Source organism: Candidatus Pelagibacter sp. HIMB1782 (assembly GCF_052047475.1).
GTDB lineage: Bacteria > Pseudomonadota > Alphaproteobacteria > Pelagibacterales > Pelagibacteraceae > Pelagibacter.
In genome coordinates, this window is record NZ_JBNAKE010000001.1 from 253,476 (window position 1) to 273,772 (window position 20,297).

The 20,297-nt window shown below is 30.9% G+C and carries 18 protein-coding genes and 1 riboswitch; of the genes, 6 read left to right on the top strand and 12 right to left on the bottom strand.

Features of this window, described 5'->3' with window-relative positions; genetic code table 11:
• Window positions 1-16: 16 nt before the first annotated feature.
• Genes ACTTAO_RS01390 through ACTTAO_RS01400 form a run of 3 tightly spaced genes read left to right on the top strand, consistent with a single transcriptional unit; the run spans window position 17 to window position 5,891 of the window.
• Entirely contained in the window at window positions 17-1,672 is a 1,656-nt protein-coding gene (locus tag ACTTAO_RS01390) for an NADH-ubiquinone oxidoreductase-F iron-sulfur binding region domain-containing protein (protein WP_440690583.1), read from the top strand.
• Window positions 1,672-4,440 carry a formate dehydrogenase subunit alpha gene (gene fdhF, locus ACTTAO_RS01395; protein WP_440690585.1) on the top strand — a complete coding sequence of 923 codons (2,769 nt, stop codon included), beginning with the start codon at window positions 1,672-1,674 and terminating at the stop codon, window positions 4,438-4,440. Before ACTTAO_RS01390 ends, fdhF begins: the two co-directional genes overlap by 1 nt.
• Window positions 4,441-4,445: 5 nt before the next feature.
• Complete coding sequence (locus tag ACTTAO_RS01400) at window positions 4,446-5,891, top strand: protein adenylyltransferase SelO (protein WP_440690587.1); 1,446 nt, start codon at window positions 4,446-4,448, stop codon at window positions 5,889-5,891.
• Here ACTTAO_RS01400 and ACTTAO_RS01405 read toward each other — a convergent pair whose 3' ends face one another.
• Window positions 5,892-6,995 carry an NAD(P)/FAD-dependent oxidoreductase gene (locus ACTTAO_RS01405; protein ID WP_440651100.1) on the bottom strand — a complete coding sequence of 368 codons (1,104 nt, stop codon included), beginning with the start codon at window positions 6,993-6,995 and terminating at the stop codon, window positions 5,892-5,894.
• Between the two features lie 2 nt (window positions 6,996-6,997).
• Complete coding sequence (locus tag ACTTAO_RS01410) at window positions 6,998-7,465, bottom strand: TspO/MBR family protein (RefSeq protein WP_440690589.1); 468 nt, start codon at window positions 7,463-7,465, stop codon at window positions 6,998-7,000.
• Between the two features lie 21 nt (window positions 7,466-7,486).
• Here ACTTAO_RS01410 and ACTTAO_RS01415 point away from each other — a divergent pair, with 21 nt between their 5' ends.
• Window positions 7,487-8,245 carry an SDR family NAD(P)-dependent oxidoreductase gene (locus ACTTAO_RS01415; RefSeq protein WP_440690591.1) on the top strand — a complete coding sequence of 253 codons (759 nt, stop codon included), beginning with the start codon at window positions 7,487-7,489 and terminating at the stop codon, window positions 8,243-8,245.
• Here ACTTAO_RS01415 and ACTTAO_RS01420 read toward each other — a convergent pair whose 3' ends face one another.
• From ACTTAO_RS01420 to ACTTAO_RS01465, 10 genes are all read right to left on the bottom strand, one after another.
• A complete protein-coding gene (locus ACTTAO_RS01420; RefSeq protein WP_440690593.1) occupies window positions 8,246-8,785 on the bottom strand; it encodes a DUF3833 domain-containing protein in 540 nt (179 codons plus the stop codon).
• A 10-nt stretch (window positions 8,786-8,795) separates the two neighbouring features.
• Window positions 8,796-9,974: a class I SAM-dependent methyltransferase gene (locus tag ACTTAO_RS01425; protein ID WP_440690595.1), complete on the bottom strand. Its 1,179-nt coding sequence runs from the start codon at window positions 9,972-9,974 to the stop codon at window positions 8,796-8,798.
• Entirely contained in the window at window positions 9,974-10,738 is a 765-nt protein-coding gene (locus tag ACTTAO_RS01430) for a DUF1365 domain-containing protein (RefSeq protein ID WP_440690597.1), read from the bottom strand. Before ACTTAO_RS01430 ends, ACTTAO_RS01425 begins: the two co-directional genes overlap by 1 nt.
• Complete coding sequence (locus tag ACTTAO_RS01435) at window positions 10,731-11,969, bottom strand: NAD(P)/FAD-dependent oxidoreductase (RefSeq protein ID WP_440690599.1); 1,239 nt, start codon at window positions 11,967-11,969, stop codon at window positions 10,731-10,733. The genes ACTTAO_RS01430 and ACTTAO_RS01435 overlap by 8 nt, the downstream gene beginning before the upstream one ends.
• A gap of 6 nt (window positions 11,970-11,975) precedes the next feature.
• Window positions 11,976-14,846 carry an aminomethyl-transferring glycine dehydrogenase gene (gcvP, locus tag ACTTAO_RS01440; RefSeq protein WP_440690601.1) on the bottom strand — a complete coding sequence of 957 codons (2,871 nt, stop codon included), beginning with the start codon at window positions 14,844-14,846 and terminating at the stop codon, window positions 11,976-11,978.
• The gene (gene gcvH, locus ACTTAO_RS01445; protein ID WP_262589607.1) at window positions 14,846-15,226 is read right to left on the bottom strand and encodes a glycine cleavage system protein GcvH; all 381 of its coding nucleotides are present in this window, start codon (window positions 15,224-15,226) and stop codon (window positions 14,846-14,848) included. The genes gcvP and gcvH overlap by 1 nt, the downstream gene beginning before the upstream one ends.
• Window positions 15,226-16,326 (bottom strand): glycine cleavage system aminomethyltransferase GcvT, encoded by a 1,101-nt coding sequence (gene gcvT / locus ACTTAO_RS01450; RefSeq protein ID WP_440690603.1) that lies wholly within the window; start codon window positions 16,324-16,326, stop codon window positions 15,226-15,228. The genes gcvH and gcvT overlap by 1 nt, the downstream gene beginning before the upstream one ends.
• A 78-nt stretch (window positions 16,327-16,404) precedes the next feature.
• Window positions 16,405-16,494, bottom strand: a riboswitch (glycine riboswitch).
• 31 nt (window positions 16,495-16,525) lie between these two features.
• Window positions 16,526-17,398, bottom strand: coding sequence for a DMT family transporter (locus ACTTAO_RS01455; RefSeq protein WP_440690605.1), 873 nt, complete (start codon window positions 17,396-17,398; stop codon window positions 16,526-16,528).
• A complete protein-coding gene (locus ACTTAO_RS01460) occupies window positions 17,398-18,339 on the bottom strand; it encodes a biotin-dependent carboxyltransferase family protein (protein ID WP_440690607.1) in 942 nt (313 codons plus the stop codon). Before ACTTAO_RS01460 ends, ACTTAO_RS01455 begins: the two co-directional genes overlap by 1 nt.
• Window positions 18,329-19,006: an allophanate hydrolase subunit 1 gene (locus ACTTAO_RS01465; RefSeq protein WP_440690609.1), complete on the bottom strand. Its 678-nt coding sequence runs from the start codon at window positions 19,004-19,006 to the stop codon at window positions 18,329-18,331. The genes ACTTAO_RS01460 and ACTTAO_RS01465 overlap by 11 nt, the downstream gene beginning before the upstream one ends.
• A 28-nt stretch (window positions 19,007-19,034) precedes the next feature.
• Between ACTTAO_RS01465 and ACTTAO_RS01470 the strand changes: the two genes are divergently transcribed.
• Together ACTTAO_RS01470 and ACTTAO_RS01475 are read left to right on the top strand one after the other, a co-directional pair.
• Complete coding sequence (locus tag ACTTAO_RS01470; protein ID WP_440690611.1) at window positions 19,035-19,808, top strand: 5-oxoprolinase subunit PxpA; 774 nt, start codon at window positions 19,035-19,037, stop codon at window positions 19,806-19,808.
• Window positions 19,808-20,293, top strand: coding sequence for a tetratricopeptide repeat protein (locus ACTTAO_RS01475; RefSeq protein WP_440690613.1), 486 nt, complete (start codon window positions 19,808-19,810; stop codon window positions 20,291-20,293). Before ACTTAO_RS01470 ends, ACTTAO_RS01475 begins: the two co-directional genes overlap by 1 nt.
• The last annotated feature ends 4 nt before the right edge of the window (window positions 20,294-20,297 follow it).

Sequence of the window (20,297 nt, forward strand, 5' to 3'; positions counted from 1 at the left end):
TAAAAAAAGGGAAATTGTGTCAAAAAATATAAGTAATTTATCTGGAAGAATAGGCTTAAAAGACAACCTATTTAAGCAAATTTCAGAGAATACATTAAGCGAAAACCCAGAAGATATTAAAGAAATTGCAAAAAAACATAACCTTGGAGTTTCAACACTTCACGGTGCTGAATCTTTTTATGAATTTTTAAGACCTTCACATAGAGAAAAAAAAGCTTTCGTATGTAACGGAAGTGCATGCATGTGTGCAGGTACTCAAGACAAACTAAAAGATAAATTAAAAGAAAAATTAGGTGATGACAAAGTTGGAGAGATGTTTTGTCTAGGTCATTGTTATGAAAATCATGCATTTCACTATGATGGTGAAAATTATGCTGGAAAAGATATTGAAAAGATTGATCAAATTTTAAAAGGTGAAGAAATTAAACAAGAAAAATTTTTCTCTAAGAGCTATGCAACAACAAGTTTTTTAATGGATGATAAGTTATCATCAACAGATCAATTCAAAGAACAGTTAAGTAAATTTTTAAAAATAGATAAAAAAGAAATAGTAAAATCATTATTAGATTCAAACCTTACAGGAAGAGGTGGTGCAGGTTTTCCAACAGGAATGAAATGGGATTTCTGTAGTAAAGCAAAAGGTGATAAGAAATATGTTATCTGTAATGCAGATGAAGGTGACTCAGGAGCTTTTTCAGATAGATATTTATTAGAGGACCAACCATTAAAAGTTATTTTTGGAATGGTGCTTTGTGGATTTGTAATTGGAAGTGATGAAGGAGTTTTATACATCAGAGGTGAGTATCCAAAATCTATTGAAGCGATCAATGGATGTATCAATGAACTTAAAAAATTAAATTTATTAGGTGAAAATATTTTAGGAACAGATTTTTCTTTTGATCTTGGAATTTGTATCGGTCAAGGTGCGTATATTTGTGGAGAAGAAACAGCTTTGATAGCTTCTATTGAAGGAAGAAGAGCTGAAGTAGATGTAAGGCCTCCCTTCCCTGTAACAGAAGGATTATATAAAAAACCAACAGTGGTTAACAATGTTGAAACTTTAGCAGCTGCAACTGGAATTTTATTAAATGGATCAGAAAAATTTTCTTCAGTTGGAAACAAAAAGTCAGCTGGAACAAAATTAGTTTGCTTAGATAGTTTCTTTAATAATCCTGGTGTTTATGAAATTGATATGGGAACACCAATGAAAAGAATATTTAATGAAATTGGTGGTGGATACAAAGAACCTGTTAAAGCTTTTCAAATAGGTGGCCCTTTAGGTGGCGTTGTTCCTTTAAGTGAAATAGAAAATTTAAATTTAGATTTTCAAGAGTTTACTGCAAAAGGTTTTATGTTAGGTCACGCAAGTGTAGTTAGTATCCCTAAAGATTTTCCAATGGCTGAATACATTCATCATTTGTTTGAGTTTTCTGCAGAAGAATCTTGTGGAAAATGTTTTCCAGGAAGACTTGGATCTTACAGAGGAAAAGAAATGTTTGATCAAGCTAAGAAGAAAACAGCTAAAATTCCTTTAAAATTACTAGAGGAATTGTTGGTTACTATGCAAAAAGGCTGCTTATGTGCTCTATGTGGAGCGATCCCAACTCCTATTCAAAACATCCTAAAATACTTTGGCGATGAAATGAAAAATGATATGGTGAAAGATAATTAATGAGCTCAGAGAAAAGAAAAATTGCTTACATTGATGGAAAACCTTACGAAATAGGTCCTAATCATACATCTATTTTAAAATTCGTTAAAAGCTATGTTGGTGAAAAAAAGGTACCAACTTTATGTGATGACCCTAACTTAGCACCATATGGAGCTTGCAGAGTTTGTTCAGTTGAAGTTGCGTTAGAAAAAGACGGACCAACTAGAGTAGTTGCATCCTGTCATACACCTGTTGCAGAAAACCAGCACATATTTACTTCAAACGAAGCATTAACAAGTCTTAGAAAAAATATTGTTGAGTTGGTTTTAACTGACCACCCTATGGAATGTGATACTTGTGAAGTAAACAATAACTGTGAACTTCAAACAGTTGCAAATGATTTAGGTGTTGCTGATCATAGATACAATAGTCCTAAGCAACATAAAGGAATTCCAAGAGATACTTCTCATGATTACATGAGAATGAATTTAGATAACTGTATTAACTGCGGAAGATGTGTCAGAGCATGTGATGAAATTCAAGGATCATTTGTTTTAACAATGAGTGGTAGAGGATTTGAATCTAGAATTACAACAGACAATGATATGATGTTTGGAGATAGTTCTTGTGTGTCATGTGGAGCTTGTGCTCATACATGTCCAACGGATGCAATTTCCGATGTATTCCAATCTAAGTCTGCAGCTGTAGATAAGAAAGTTAGAACAACTTGTTCGTACTGTGGTGTTGGATGTAACTTAGAAGCATCGATTAAAGATGATAAGGTAGTTGCAATAGATACTCCCAAACAAACTGAAGTAAACGCTGGTCACACTTGTATTAAGGGGAGATACGCATTTAGTTTTTATGAACACCCTGACAGATTAAAAACTCCATTGATTAAAAGAAATGGAAAGTTTGAAGAAGCTAGTTGGGATGAAGCATATGACTTTATCAAAAAAGAAATGAATAGAATTACAAAAGAAAACGGGCCAGATGCTTTTGCTGGAATTTCTTCTGCAAGATGTACAAACGAAGAAAACTATGTTTTCCAAAAAATGATTAGAGCAGCTGTTGGAACTAACAGTGTTGATTGTTGTGCAAGAATTTGTCATTCACCTACAGCTTGGGGTATGCAGCAAACATTTGGAACAGGTGCTGCAACTAATTCAACAGAAGATATTTATCATGCAGATTTATTTTTAGTTATTGGTGCAAACCCAACCAATGCTCACCCAGTAACAGGAGCAAAAATTAAACAGCAAGTGATGAAAGGTAAAAAATTAATTGTCCTTGATCCAGTAACAACTGAATTAGCTAAACTTGCAGATTATCATATCAAACTTAGACCTGGAACTAACGTTGCGGTTCTAAATATGATGTTACACTTTATTATTAAATCTAAACTTTATAATGCTGACTTTGTAAGAGATAGAACAGAAGGTTTTGATAATTTCTTAAAAGAAATTGAAAGACAGGATGTTGATCAATTAGCAAAAGTTGCTGGTGTTGATAAACAACTAGTTAAAGAAGCTGCAATTGCTTATGCAACAGCAAGAAATTCAATGGAGTTCCATGGATTAGGAGTTACTGAACACGAACAAGGTTCTAAAACTGTGATGTTAATTGCTGATTTAGCAATGATTACGGGAAATATTGGAAGAAAAGGTGTTGGTGTAAATCCACTTAGAGGCCAAAATAATGTGCAAGGTGCTGCAGATATGGGATGTCAGCCTCACCAAGGTGCAGGTTATTTTGAAGTAGCAGATGAAAACAATCAAAAATTTTATACTGAAAAATATGGTGTAACTCACCCTACTAAACCTGGTTTAAAAATCCCTCAAATGTTTGAGGCTGCAATCAGTAAAGAACTAAAAGGTTTATGGATTATTGGTGAAGATATAGTTCAAACAGATCCAAATAGTGCACATGTTATTGAAGCAATGAACTCATTAGAGCTATTAGTGGTTCAAGAAATATTTATGAGTGAAACTGCAAAACTTGCAACTGTCGTTTTACCGGGAACTACTTTCCTAGAAAAAGATGGAACTTTTACAAATACTGAAAGAAGAATTCAAAGAGTTAACAGAGCAGTTCCTCCATTACCAGGTACAAAACCAGATGGACTAATTGTAACTGAGATGATGCAAAAATTAGGTTTTGATCAACCATCTTATGATGCAGATCAAGTATTAGCAGAGATTGCTGATGTGGTACCATTCTTTAAAGGTGTTACTAGAGAGAGACTTGGTAAATTAGGATTACAATGGCCTGTAAAAGAAGATGGAACAGATACACAAATTCTACACACAGAATCATTTAAACTTGGAAAAGGAAGATTGAAAAACTTTGATTGGAAAGAATCTAGTGAGATAGAAGCTAATCAAAAAGATTATCCATTAATTTTAACTACAAGTAGAGTTCTGCAACATTACAATGCAGCGACAATGACAAGAAGAACAAAAAATATAAACATTGTTGATGAGGATGTATTACTAATTCATCCAAAAGATGCAGCTCATAGAGATTTAAATACGGGTGATATTGGAAGATTATATTCTGGAAGAGGAGAAGTTGCTTTAAAAGTAGAAGTAACAGATAAAGTTAAAGAAGGAATTGTATTTACAACATTCCACTTCCCAGAACACATGGTTAACATGGTAACTGGTCATGGAAAAGATGAAGAAACAATGTGTGCTGAATACAAAGTTTCATCAGTTGAGGTTCAAAAGATTTCTAATCAATTTAAAACAGAAGTTAAGCCAAAAGAACATCAAGCTGAAGTTAGTTAATTAAAATGACCATCGGTTGGCATTTTGATAATTCTTATTCAAAACTATCAAAAACATTTAAAGAAGACATCAAGCCTACACCAGTTCATGCACCTGAACTTGTTATTTTAAATGAAGAACTTGCTAAAAATTTAAATTTAAACTTTTCAGAAATAGATAAAAAAAAATTAGCTGAAATATTTTCAGGAAATAGTTTACCTGATGGAACTAATTCAATTGCACAAGCATATGCTGGTCATCAATTTGGTCATTTCACGATGCTTGGGGATGGTAGAGCAGTTTTATTAGGAGAGCATATAGATAATAAAAATCAACGTTTTGATATACAATTTAAAGGCTCAGGAAGAACTTCTTTTTCTAGAGGTGGCGATGGAAGAGCTGCTTTAGGTCCAATGCTGAGAGAATACATAATTAGTGAAGCTATTAACGCTTTAAATATTCCAACAACTAGAAGTCTTGCAGTCGTTAAAACAGGAGAAAAAGTTGTAAGAGAAAATTTGCTAAATGGAGCAATTTTAACAAGAGTTGCATCCAGTCATATTCGAGTTGGTACTTTTCAATATATTGCAGCTACTCAAAATCTAGAGGATCTTAATACATTGGTTGATTACACAATTGATAGACACTATCCAGAAATTAAGTCCTCTAAAAACAAAGCTTTAGATTTATTAAGTCTTGTAATGGAAAGACAATGTCAGTTAGTAATCAACTGGATGAGGGTGGGATTTATTCACGGAGTGATGAACACTGATAATATGGCCATTTCTGGCGAAACAATTGATTATGGTCCGTGTGCTTTCATGGATCAATATGATCCAAAAACTGTATTTAGTTCTATAGATAAATTTGGAAGATATTCTTTTTCAAATCAACCACCAATTACAAAATGGAATTTAGCAAGATTTGCAGAATGCTTGATACCACTTATTGATAAAGATGAAGATTCAGCAATTAAAATTGCAACAGAGTTAATTGATAATTTTCAAAATATTTATGAAGAAAAATGGTTAAATATGATGAGAGATAAACTTGGTTTATTTGGTGAAGATAAAAATGATCTAACATTAATTAATAAACTTTTAGACTGGATGAAAAATAATAATGCAGATTACACAAACACCTTCTGTCATTTAATGGGTGTTGAGATTGATAATGAAGTTTATAAAAATGACGATTTTAAAAATTGGACTAATGAATGGGAGAAAAGATTAAAACTAAATAATTCATCTGACAAATACTTAGAACTGATGAAAAAAACTAATCCTATAGTTATACCAAGAAATCAAAAAGTAGAGGATGCGCTAGCTGATGCAGACAAAGGAAATCTAGAAACAATGAATAAACTTTTAAAAGTTTTAAGTAATCCTTATTCTGATCAAGAAAATATTATTGAATTTCAAAAACCTACACCAACAGGTAATGAAAAATATCAAACTTTTTGTGGAACCTAATTATAAAACGTACGGCTCTGGTCTAGCTTTCTGTTCTAGTACTCTTTCAACTGCAAACACACTAACGTCAATTGTTTGGTAAGATCCTGTAGTAATTAATTCTGTTAAAGCTCTTCCTATACCTGGAGCTTGTTGTAAACCTCTGCCAGTAAAACCTGATGCCATATAAACATTTTCGTATTTTGGATGCTTTCCAACTATCGCATTACTATCTAATTTATTATGATCATAAAAACCTGCCCATGCCCCAGTTAATTTTAATTCTTCAAATGCTGGTATTCTTTTTGCTAAAGCAGGCCAAACAATTTCTTCAAAATCATCCCAAGCTGGTTCAAGATTTGAGTCATCAAAAGTCCATTTAGGTGAACCTGCTAAATATTCTTTTCCTTCGGGTCTCCAATACACACCTGTTGTTAAATCTGCAGACAAAGGCATTTCTTTAATATGCGTTGGGCATTTTACTCTAAAGACTGTGTGTTTTTGAGGAACTACTGGGATATCTTCTAATAATTTTTTTGTCCAACAACCAGCTGCAGAAACAATTGTTTTTGCATTAACTTCAGAAATATCTTTAACCTCACCCTTAATAAATTCTGCACCAAGTTCAATTGCTTTACTCTTTAAAGCACTGTGAAATAAAAAAGGATCTATCCATCCCTCACTTTTATCATCTGTGTAAGTAGCTGTTTCAATACCTTCAGAATTTATATATGGAAAAATTTTTGAAAGCTCTTCACCACTTATATTTTTAGTACCTGCATCACATGCTTTATGATTTTCTAGGGCTCTATATTGCTCTTCTGCATGTTCTTTTCCAAACATTAATAAGTATCCATTTGGGACCATGCTTGCTGTTGGATTGGGATTTTTTTCAGTTTTTAACAATTCTGGTATTTGAAAAATAAATTCCCTAGCAAATTTTCCTAATAATATATTCTCTTTTTGAAAAAATTGTCTTCTAAAACCTCCTAAAGATAACGGAAATGAAGCTGTTTTATAAGTTGGATCTCTTTCAATAACTTTAACTTTTCTACCTTCTTTGGATAAAAAATATGCAGTGGCAGCCCCTATTATTCCTCCACCGATTATAACAACATCGTCCATAGTTAGTTTAAAATTATCAAGCTACTATTCAAAATTAGAGCAAAGCAACACCAAAGTAAATATGGAATCATTAAATACGAGCTCATCATTGTGACGCGTCTATATCTTATGATTAGATTGATAATAAATGCAATTAACACAACTAATACCAATAAAGCTAAAATCATGTTGTGAAATACAAAGAAAACTATACTCCAAGTTGCATTGAAAACTAAATGAATAAAATAAATATAAACTGTATTCATCTCTTTATTTTTGGAATGCCAATACATCCAAATAGAAATTGTCATCAATAAATATAAAATTGTCCATACCGGACCAAACACCCAGTCTGGTGGATTAAAAACAGGTTTATTTAACAAAGAATACCAAGGCTCCTTGAAAGTAACTGTAGCTAAACCTCCAATTAATGAAGCTGAAAATGTAATGATAAGAAATAATATAAATGTTACAATTTTATTTTTTAACATAATGTTTATACATAACAAAAAATGAGCAAAAAAACTATTTGGATAACAGGTGGCAGCACAGGAATTGGTAAAGCCTTGGCAATTAAATTTGCAAACAAAGGATGGAATGTTGCTGTATCTGCGAGAAGAGTGGAGCTCTTAGATGAACTTTCAAGTAATTATGAAAATATTTCATCATTCCCTTTAGATGTTACTGATAAAGCAAAATGTATAGAAGTTTTCAATCAGATTAAAACTAAGTTTGAAAATATTGATATATGTTTTTTTTCAACTGGTACATGGAATCCAAAAAAAGAAAAAGAAATCGATGTTGAACAAATGGAAGATGTTTTTAAAGTAAATTTTTTTGGAACAGTGAACTCAATTAAAGCAGTTGAACAATATTATAGAGAAAGAAAAAATGGTATAATTACTATAGTTTCATCTATTGCTGGTTATAGAGGATTACCTAATTCAACTGGTTATGGACCATCGAAATCTGCACTAAACAATCTAGCAGAAAGTTTATATTTTGATTTCAAAAGGTATAATGTTCGAGTTTGTTTAGTTTCTCCTGGTTTTATTAAAACACCTATGACTGATAAAAATGATTTTAAAATGCCATTTTTGAAAACACCCGAATTTGCTGCTGATCAAATCTATGATGGCTTGATTAATAAAAATGTTTTTGAAATACATTTTCCAAAAGCACTTACTTTAACTTTAAAGTTCTTTAGTTTTCTTCCGAGTAAAATTTATTTTAAATTAGTAGGAAAGATGACTAAGCATCAAAAGAAATAATTAATCTTTAACGAATACAACCGTTAGTTCTGCTACTTTAAATCCAAACTTAGTCATTGTAGCTCTGTTGATTGCAACTCTTTCATCTTGCTTAAAGATCCAATCATCAAAAGTAATTTTTAATTCTTTTCCTTTAACTGGAACTAATAAAACATACTCAAATTTAAATGCAGGGCCGTAAGAATATCCTATTGCTTTTCCAACAACGTCCCCTGCTGTACCTTCATAATTATGTTCATCTATTTTAGTAATTGTCCACTCTCGGTCTTGAACCTCACCATCGTCCCAATTAAATTTTTCTTTCAAAATTAGTTGTTTGCCATCCCATGTTCCGTCTAAATCGGCTGAGAATTGTCTTGTAACTTTTCCTGATCGATTTTGTAAAACACCCCAAGCTTTAACGTTTCCTGTTAGGTATTCTTCAATAACTAATCTAGGTTCTTTATTTTTAAAATCTTCTGGTTTCATGGCACTATTATTTGAGCAACTTGTAATTAAGAATGCCAAAATTATCAATGAAATTGATTTAATTATTTTCATATTATTGCTGTTATTTATTCTGCATTGAAAATTGAATCAAATCAATATTTTTAGATTTAAATCCAGCTTCACAATAAGATAGGTAAAATTCCCACATTCTTTTAAAGGTCAGATCAAAACCTTGATTTTTAATTTGATCCCACTTTCTCAAAAACTCTTCCCTCCAGATAGCTAACGTTTCTGCATAGTGATCTGCATATGAAATGTACGAATTGATTGTTAAGCCATTATCTGAAACGTATCTATTAATACTGTTTTTGTTAGGAAGAAATCCTCCTGGGAAAATATATTTTTGAATAAAGTCTTGTTTATTTTTATATCTATCAAATAAACTATCATCAATGGTTATTGCTTGAATTGCCGCCTTTCCGCCATTTGATAAATTATCCTTAATTGTTTTAAAATAACTCTCTAAATAATTTTGCCCAACTGCTTCAATCATTTCAATTGAAGCGATCGAATTATATTTTCCTTGAAGATCTCGGTAATCTTTAATCTCAATATTTACTTTTTCATTTAGACCACATTTATAAATTCTCTCTTTTGCGTATTCGAATTGTTTTTTAGAAATAGTAATACAGTCTAGCTTTACATCATATTTCTTACCTAAATATTCTGCAAAACCGCCCCATCCACAACCAATTTCTAAAACTTTGTCACCAGAACTAGGTTTGATTAGATCAATTAATTTTTGGTATTTATTATTTTGCGCAACACTTAAATTTTTTGAACTATCATCAAAGATTGCACTTGAATAAGTTAGAGTATCATCTAGCCACAATGAAAAGAAATCATTTCCAAGATCATAATGTTTTGCAATATTTTCCTTACTTCGACTTTTTGTATTTTTGATTATTTTATTTTTTATGAAATTGATTACAGGTAGATCAAGCAAACCAGAGAATTTATATATCACTTGAATATTTCTTGCTGTTAACTCAATTAGGTCTGAAAGATTATCAGTTTCAAATTCACCTCTCATATAACTTTCAGCAAAACCAATGCTTCCGCCTCTAATTAAATTATAATTAAAATTTGGATTTTTTATCTTAATATTTGCCTTTAAAGATTGATCGGGGTTACCAAACTTTAATATCTCACCTTCATAGGTAGTTATTTCAAGGTATCCATTTCTAATTTTACTTAAAAATTTAAAAACCAATTTATCTGCAGCTCTATTTAATAACATTAATTTTCAACCGTTAAATTGTTTCTTATTTTTATTTTTTTTTTAATAATCTTAATTCCTTTCATCCATAATTTAAAGGCCTCAAAATGGATTGCTGATATTATTTTTATAGTCATTAGAGGATGCTTTAAATATGATTTTAATAATTGACTACTATTTAAGTTTGCCCTTTTCCCATCTTGAGATGCAAATAAAATTTTTCCTTCTTGATCATATTGATCGATAATTACAGAAAGTTTTTCATCAGGATTAAGAATTCTAAAGAAATACTTACAATTCATTTCTATAAAAGGTGAAACATGAAATTTTTTAGAACAATTATTCTGAATTAATTTATTTTCACTATCTACCCTAAAAACATAAGTATGCTGCTCATCAAATGTATTTTTCACCTCATATAATATAGATATTAATTTATCATTTTGATTGTAAACAAAAAAGATACTTAAAGGATTGAACACATAACCAAAAATTCTTGGATAACAGAGAAGCTTAATTTTAATACCCTTAGTGTCTATTATATTCTTTTCTAAATTATTCTTTACCCACTCTTCAAGGGACGATCCGTCCCGTTCGCCATGATCTTTTTCATGAAAACTAATTAAATTAAACTTATTCAATGAGAAGAAGCTTATTTCTTGATCTATTTTTCTTAACTCAGATAAATCAATTAAAAGCGAAAAAACGCTATACTTAAAATAGTGCTCTTTAGGTTTGAAACGTTTATGGATTACTTTCCCATTATATATACATGAATTAGTCATTTAGGTATTTTAGCATTTCAATAGATGATTTTATTCCATCTTCATGAAAACCGTAACCAAAATAACTCCCGCAAAAAAGTAAATCTTTTTTATTTTGTAAACTAGACAGTTCAGATTGAGCATCTAACGCTTGTTGATCGTAATAAGGATGAGTAAATTTAACTATTTTAAGTATTTTACTCTCATCAATTTCAAAATATGGATTAAGAGTTAAAAAAATGTCCTGATCGCATTTAAGGTTTTGCAAAAGGTTTAACCAATAAGTAATAGAATTTTTTTCTAAATCTTTGTCATTGATTGATGAATTCCATGAGGACCATGCCTTTTTATTTTTTGGCATCGCTCTTTTGTCTGTATGAATATATGCAATATTTTCCTTATAACTAAAATTAGATAAAATTTTTGTCTCTTCTTCAGTAGGATTATCGATCAACTTCAAAGCTTCATCAGCGTGAGATGCTATAATAACTTTATCGTAATCAAAAAATTCACTTTCACCACCATAATATAAATCTAATCCTTTTGATTTTCTTATAATTTTTTTTATTTTATAATTTTTAAAGTATTCACCACTTATCTTTGAAATTACTTTATTCACATAAGTTCTACTTCTATTAGTTACAGTATACCACTGAGGTCTATTTTTTAGTTTAAAGAGCCCGTGATTTTGAAAAAATTTTAAAAAGAATGTTATTGGCATCTTGCTAGCTTCATAAGGTGGCATAGACCAGATTGCAGATACCATTGGGATGATATGGTAATCAATAAACGTTTTTGATAGTTTATTATTTTCTAAATATTCACCTAAAGTAAGTTTTTGATCTCTAACATTTATTTGATCACTATTTTTATAAAATTTAATGATATCAAAAAACATTTTTAAAAAATTAGGATTAAACAAATTTGATCTGTTAGAAAAAATTCCATTCAAACCTTTTCCACAATATTCAAAGTTTGTATTTTCTACAGAAACCGAAAAAGACATGTCACTTTTTTCAATCTGAACATCATTTTCTTTAAAGAAATTAATTAAATTTGGATAGGTTTGAAAATTAAATACAATAAAACCAATATCTACAGATAATTTCTTTTCATCAAAAATTAAATCTATTGTATGGGAATGACCACCAAAATGATCTTCTTTCTCAAAAAGATCTACATGATGTTTTTTTGATAAATAATATGCAGCACTTAAGCCTGATATACCAGAACCAACTACAGCAATTTTCATTAATGATTATGCCGCGTCTTCTTTAAACTCGTCCATACTTGGACAAGTACAAAAGATATTCTTATCTCCATAAACATTGTCCACTCTTGCAACTGGTGGCCAAAATTTATTTGTTTTTAAGAACTTAGCAGGATAAGCAGCTTGCTCTCTTGTGTATTTATGATCCCAATCATCTGAAGCAAGTTCTATGTCCGTATGAGGAGCGTTCTTAATAGGATTGTCTACTTTATCAAACTCACCAGAATTGATCTTATCTATTTCAGATTTGATATTAATTAAAGTATCACAAAATCTATCAAGCTCAGATAAACTCTCACTCTCTGTTGGCTCTATCATCATAGTTCCCGCAACTGGCCAAGACATTGTTGGTGCATGGAAACCATAATCTATTAGTCTTTTAGCAATATCCTCTTCAGTGATACCTGTTTCACTCTTAATTGATCGAATATCTATAATACATTCATGAGCAACGTTTCCATTTGAGCCTTTGTACAAAATTGGGAAATGATCTTTAAGTCTGTGAGCTATATAGTTTGCGTTTAATATCGCGACTTGAGTAGCTAATTTTAAACCTTCAGAACCCATCATTTTAATATACATCCAAGAAATTGATAAAATACTTGAGCTTCCCCAAGGGGCTGCTGAAACTGCTCCTATTCCTGTAGCTGGTCCACAATCTTTAACAACTGGATGATTAGGTAAATAAACTTGCAAATGTCTTTTACATGCAATTGGTCCCATTCCTGGTCCTCCACCACCATGTGGAATACAGAACGTTTTATGTAAGTTTATATGACAAACATCTGGACCAAAATTTCCAGGTCTTGCAATACCAACAAGTGCATTTAAATTTGCACCATCCATATAAACTTGACCACCGTGTTTATGTATAAGTTCACATATATCTGTAATTTTTTCTTCAAATACACCGTGAGTAGAAGGATATGTAACCATTAATGCTCCAAGATTTTCGGAATGTGCTTCTGTTTTTTTCTTCAAATCTTCAAAATCAACATTTCCTTCTTTATCACAATCAACAACTACAACTTTCATCCCAACCATTTGTGCACTTGCAGGATTTGTTCCATGTGCAGAGCTTGGAATTAAACATATATTCCTGTTTTCTTCTCCTCTGTCCAAATGATATTTTCTAATTACCATTAACCCTGCATATTCTCCTTGAGCACCTGCGTTTGGTTGAAGTGAAACTCCAGAAAAACCTGTAATTGATCTTAACCAATTTTTAAGATCAGTGAACAATGCTCTATAACCTTCCATCTGCTCTACTGGTACAAACGGATGAGGCTCAGCTAACTCTCTCCATGAAATAGGAATCATTTCTGCAGTAGCATTTAATTTCATGGTACATGAACCAAGTGCAATCATAGTTCTATTAAGGGCTATATCTTTATCTTCTAATTTTTTTAAATATCTAAGCATCTCTGTTTCTGAATGATATGAATTAAAAACAGGATGTTCTAAGTATTTAGAAGTTCTCAGTAAATTTTTTGGTAAATTAGGTAAACTTACTGTTGGATCTTCTTTTTTAATCGACTCAGCTGCGTTAAAAATTTTCAACAATTGATTTACTCTATAAACATTTTTCTTTTCATCAAAAGAAACAGCCAACATTTCAGAATTTACTCTTCTAATATTTACTTTTTGATCTAAAGCATTTTTATAGATTTGATCAGTCTTATCTTTTGTTACAATTGTAACTGTATCAAAGAAATGATCTGAATAAATTTCATATCCAGATTGTTTTAATTTATCTGCAAAATTTTTAGCTAATTGAGAAACTCTTTCTGCAATAGTTTTTATTCCATCTGGCCCATGATAAATAGCATATGCAGCTGAAACAATTGCTAACAATGCTTGAGCAGTACAAATGTTACTTGTCGCTTTATCTCTTCTGATGTGTTGTTCTCTTGTTTGAAGAGATAATCTGTAAGCTTTGTTTCCATGTCTATCAACAGACACACCAATAATTCTTCCTGGCATAGATCTTTTGAACTCATCTTTAGTTGCAAAGAAAGCTGCATGAGGTCCACCATAACCCATTGGAATTCCAAATCTTTGAGAGCTTCCAACTGAAATATCAGCACCTAATTCTCTTGGTGTTTTAAGTAGCGCTAAAGCTAATAAATCAGAAACTAATACGGCTTTTCCATTTTTTTTATGGATTTTACTAATGGCTTCACTTGGATCTTTAATGTCTCCTAAAGTTCCAGGGTATTGAAGAATTCCACAAACTAAATCCTCTTTAAGTTGATCCAATACTTTATCTTCATTACCAACAAGTACTTTTAATCCCATTGGTTCTGCTCTTGTTTGAATTACATCAATTGTTTGTGGATGACAATTTTCAGAAACAAAAACTAAATTACTATCCTTTTTATTTAATCTATGACTTAATCCCATAGCTTCTGCAGCTGCTGTTCCTTCATCAAGCAACGATGCATTTGCAATGTCCATACCTGTGAAATCAACAATCATTTGTTGGAAGTTTAGAAGCATTTCTAATCTTCCTTGTGCTACTTCAGGCTGGTAAGGGGTATAAGATGTGTACCAACCTGGATTTTCTAAAATATTTCTTAAAATTACATATGGAGTGTAAGTTCCATAGTAACCCATACCAATAAAATTTGAATAAATTTGATTTTTTTTTGAAATCGCTTTCAGTTTTCTTAATGCTTCATATTCAGAATTAGACTCTCCTATATTTAATCCATCTTTCAATTGTATCTTTTCTGGAACTGTACTTTTTATTAAATCGTCTAATGAATTATAATTAAGCTCCTTCAGCATTTTATTTTGATCTTCTTCTGAAGGGCCAATGTGTCTTTTTAAAAAGTCTTTTTGTGAATTATGTAACATTAGCTAGCACTCTCCTTTGCAAATTTATCATATTCTTCTTTGTTCATTAAGCTGTCCATTTCTGAACTATCTTTTAATTTAAGTTTAAAAAACCAAGCTGATCCCTCAGGGTCTTCGTTAATCTTAGCAGGATCATCTACTATGGCTTGGTTGGTATCTACTACTTCACCACTTACTGGAGTATAAACATCACTTGCAGCTTTAGTTGACTCAACTACTCCTGCAGTTCCGTCTTTTTCAACGCTTGAACCTTTTTCAGGTAACTCAGCAAAAACAATATCTCCTAACATTTCTGTTGCATGTTTTGTAATTCCAATGGTAGCAACATCGCCTTCCACTGTAATCCACTCGTGCTCTTTTGAAAATTTAACCTCACTCATTAGTTTGCTCCTTTCACGTAACTTTTTTTATAAAATGGTAACCCACAAACACTTGCAGGATGTTTTTTTCCTCTTACTTCAAGTAAAATTTTTGTATCGACTTTAGAAAACTCTTTATCAATGTAGCCCATTGCTATTGGGCCATTTACACTCGGACCAAAAGTTCCACTGGTAACCTCGCCAATAAGTTTTTCTGAATCATCAAAGATTTTAGTTTTTTCTCTAGCAATCAATCTTCCTTCTGGCTTAATCCCAATTCTAATTTTAGAGGTACCTTCTTGTATTTCTTTCATAATTTTATCAGAACCAACAAATCCACCATTTGAAATTCTCTCTTTAGAAATCGCCCACTTTAAGTTTGCTTCAATTGGTGTTTTTTCAGTATCAAGTTCATGTCCATATAAGCACAATCCAGCCTCTAATCTCAAGGTATCTCTTGCCCCAAGTCCTATAAGTTGTGCTCCTTTTTCCATCAAATTTTGAGTAAATCCTTCAGCTAAATCGTTATTAATAGATACTTCAAAACCATCTTCTCCTGTGTAACCAGATCTTGTTACAAAAACTTTCTGATCTTTAAAATCAAACCAGTTCCCTGTCATAAAATTAAGTTTTTCAACACCTTCTATTGTTTTGTTTAAAATCTCAACTGACTTTGGACCCTGGATTGCAATTAATGCTCTTTGATCATCAAGAACCATTTCATATTTGTTTTTCAGTAAATCTGATAAAATTTTAAAATCATTATCTTTGCATGCTGCGTTTAAAATAATTAAATATCCTTTTTCAATTTTAGTGATTATCAAATCATCATGAATTCCTGCGCTATCATTCATTAAAAAACTATATTTAGAACAGTTTTGTTTCAAATTTTTTAAATCAAGTGGAAAAATTTTTTCAAGATCAGCAGTTAAATCTTCTTCGCCATAAATAAATAATTGACCCATATGAGATACATCAAAAATACCTGCATTTGATCTTGTAAATTTATGTTCTTCAACAATTCCTTTGCTGTATTGTATGGGCATTTCATATCCAGCAAATTCTACAAATTTAGCTTGGTTATCTTGATGAAGTTTGTTTAAAGATGTTTTTTTTCCCATACTAACTCTGTCGTACCCATCTGTATTTTTGCCTGAGAGTTTTACTCCTTCGGCGAGAACTCAATCTCTTTCCAGAGTTAATATAATACGGTCCTTTTACCTGAGAGTTTCCTGGGCGGTTGCTCCTTCGGTGTCACAAAGTTTGTGATCTCTCCCGTTAACAAATATTCTAATAAATACTGTTTAATGTCAAATGTTATTAGATCGCTTTTTTTTCTGATGTATATAAATTGTAAAATTGAAGTAAAACTGCAAAAATAACTATTGATCCTCCAATTATAACTATGAAAGGCGGTTGTTCATTTATAAACAACCACGCCCATAAAGGACCTAGTACTGCTTCTGTTAACATTATGATTCCAACCATTGCTGATGGTGTTCGTTGAGCACCAATAGTAATAAATATAAAACCTAATCCTAACTGTAAAAACCCAGCTAAAAATCCTAAAAAGATATCATTAGGAGATATCATTATTTTTTCTGACATTAAATAACCGATTAACAATGCAAAAACACCAGCAACAAATTGAGCTGGAACCATATCAACAGTTGGATATTTTCTTACAACTAAAATTAATGTAGCAAATGATATTGGCATTATGAAAGCTGCAATATTTCCAGACATTTGACCTGGAGATAAAGAGCTTCCAACCATTAGAAGTATTCCTGAAATTGCAAGAATTATTGAAGTCAGAGTGATTGCTGAAATTTTTTCTTTTAAAAAAAAGTAACCAAATATTGCTAGGAAGATTGTTTGTGTTTGAATAATAAAATTAGCATTAGCAACTGTAGTATTATACATCGCAAATACATAACCACTAAAACCGAGTGATAAAATAAATCCACCAAAGAAACCAGGAAATCCTAAATTATAAAAGGATTTAAATACCTGCTTTTTATAAGTTAAAGCTAAGTACAAGCTAATTACAATTAGGAAAAATATTGTTCTCCAAAATAATATTTGCCAAAGAGTTGCTCCTTCAAATGACTTAACAATCAAACCTCCAAAACTGAGACTACAGGCACCTAAGAAAATTAAAAAAGGCCCTGGAAGTTTTCTAATTATATTCATTATATTTGATTGAGTAAGTTCTGAGTATCCATCTCATACAATTTAAATAAAGTTTCAGCATCAGATAAATTTATCTCTTTAAATTTGATTTTTGAGCCAGGAGATATTTGTACCAATCGATCATAATCAACACTAGCTACCACACCAATTTTTGGATATCCTCCAATAGTACCATGGTCTGAAAGCATAATAATTGGGTTTCCATCTGCTGGTACTTGGATAACTCCTTTTAACAAACCTTCTGATTTAATATTGGTATTTACAATATTTTCAATTTTTGGACCCTCTAACCTCATTCCCATTCTGTCTGAAAGTTTTGATACAGAAAATTCTTTTTCAAAAAATATATTTTTTCCTTCCTCAGAAAAATAATCAAAGTTTGGTCCTTTTATTACTCTAATATTTTCAACTTTAGAGTTTATATAATTTGTCTTTTTTTTACTTTGATCTGAATTGATATTTAAAATATTTATTTTTTGACCGTTCTCTAATTTTTTTCCATTATTTGATCCAATATTTGCCTTGGTATTTATCGAACAACTATTCCATTGAAATTTTAAATCTAATTCACCACCAACTGCTAAATATCCATAAACTGATTTATTTGTTGAGATTAGATTAATTTCATCTCCACTTTCAATTTGATAACTCTCATAACAATTGCCATCAATTTCTATACCGCTTTTAATAATTTTAAAAACCACATCACCTGTAACTGCAATATTAATTTTATCTCCAGAATATTTTAAATGTGGTCCTTGATATGCAAATTCTATCACTGGTGAATTCAATTTATTACCTGCCAGCCTATTAGCTAAACTATAATTTCTATTATCCATCGCTCCACTAAATGGAATTCCTATATGATATAAATTGTTTCTTCCTTGGTCCTGAAAGGTTGTGTTTACTCCAGCTCTTATAATTTCGAAATTATTTGTCATTGTAGCTATTATATTTTTCAAGATTTATTTGTTTAAAAACTACTACATCGCCAGGATTTATTAAATTTGGCTCTTCCTCTTTTGAATTATCAAAAACATCTACAGGGGTATTACCAAGTATGTTCCATCCACCAGGGCTTTCAAATGTATAAATATTTGCAAATTGTTCTGTTAAAGCAACTGATCCTTTGGGGACTTTTACTCTTGGTGTTTCTAATCTTGGTACTCTCATATTTTCATCCAAATCACCTAAAAAAGGCATACCTGCGATAAATCCGGTCATATAACAAAAATATTCCTTACTAAAAAAATTTTCTAAAATTTTATCTCGATTAATATTTAATTTTTCTTCTAATCTTTTTATATCAAGAGAAAATTGATCATCACAACAAACTGGAATTTCTATTTTAGTGCTATTGTTGTCTTGAGTTTCATTAACATTTAAATTTTCAATCAATTTTTTAACTTCTTTAAAGTTTGTTTTTCTAAGGTCGTAAGAAACTATTAATTTATTATAAGAAGGAGTAAGATTATTTATACTTTCAACGTTCTCTTTTTTTAAAGCTTTAAAATATTTTATTACTTCAGAGTTAACTGATTTATTTACCTCTACACCAAAATCGCAATAAACAGCTGCGTCACCAAGATTTGATATATTTTTTATCATGGCATGTTATACTTCAACAATTAGAACTATGGAAATTAATATAAATTGTGATTTAGGTGAAAAATCAAAACACCATTCAAATAAATATGATCCAGACTTACTTGATATAGTAAATTCTGCTAACGTAGCATGTGGATTTCATGCTGGTGATGAAGAATCCATGAACCAAGTAGTTCAAATATCAAAAAAAAACGGTGTAAGTATTGGCGCTCATCCATCATTCAATGACCCAGAAAATTTTGGAAGAAAAAGAATGGACCTTGCACCTGAAGAAGTTAGAAAATTAATTATTGATCAATATGAAATTTTACAAAAAATTGCTCAGGAACATGGAGAAAATGTTACTCATATAAAACCACATGGGGCATTAAACAATATGGCGTGTGAGGATATTGATCTAGCAACTACATTAGCAAAAGCAATCAATGAAATAAGTAGAGATTTGATCTATTTAGTTCCTACTGGCTCTAAAATGGAACAAGCAGCTAAAAAACTAGATATGAAGATTGCCTGTGAAATTTTTGCAGATAGAACCTATGAAGATGATGGAAATTTAGTTTCTAGAAAAAAACCACATGCATTAATTACTGATCCTGAAGAGGCTAAAAAACATGTATTAAGCATGGTAAAAAATCAGGCACTGAATTGTCACAGTGGAAAGCAAATACCTTGTGAAATCGACTCTGTCTGCATACATGGTGATAATGAAAGTTCACTTGCTACTGCAAGATCAATTAGAGAAAATTTAATTGAAAATGGACTAAATTTAAAACCTTTAAGCCAAATGGAGAAATTTTTATAATGATTAAAAAAATATTTACTGCTTTGATATTTGTTTTTTTTGCTTCCAATGCAATGTCAGCAGGTTCTGACTCAACACCTAAGAAAGTAAAATCAGATTACGATAAAGCAGTTACTCATGTTAAAACTGCAAAAAAATATGAAAAAAAAGGCAAATTAGAAAAAGCTAAAAAGAGATATGAAAAAGCTCAAAAACTTCTTCTAAAATCAAACGATAAAAAACCAAATCAAGCAGATACACTTAACTATCTTGGTTTTACAACAAGAAAACTTGGTGATTTTGAAAATGGAGAAAAATATTATCTTCAAGGTCTAGCAATTAAACCAGACCATATAGGAATTAATGAATATCTAGGTGAACTATATGTTGCTACAAATAGAATGGATTTAGCTAAAGAAAGACTTAAAGTATTGGAAATTTGTAATTGTGAAGAATATAACGAGTTAAAAGAAATAATCGAAGGAACTAAGAAATCTAAATACTAATTTA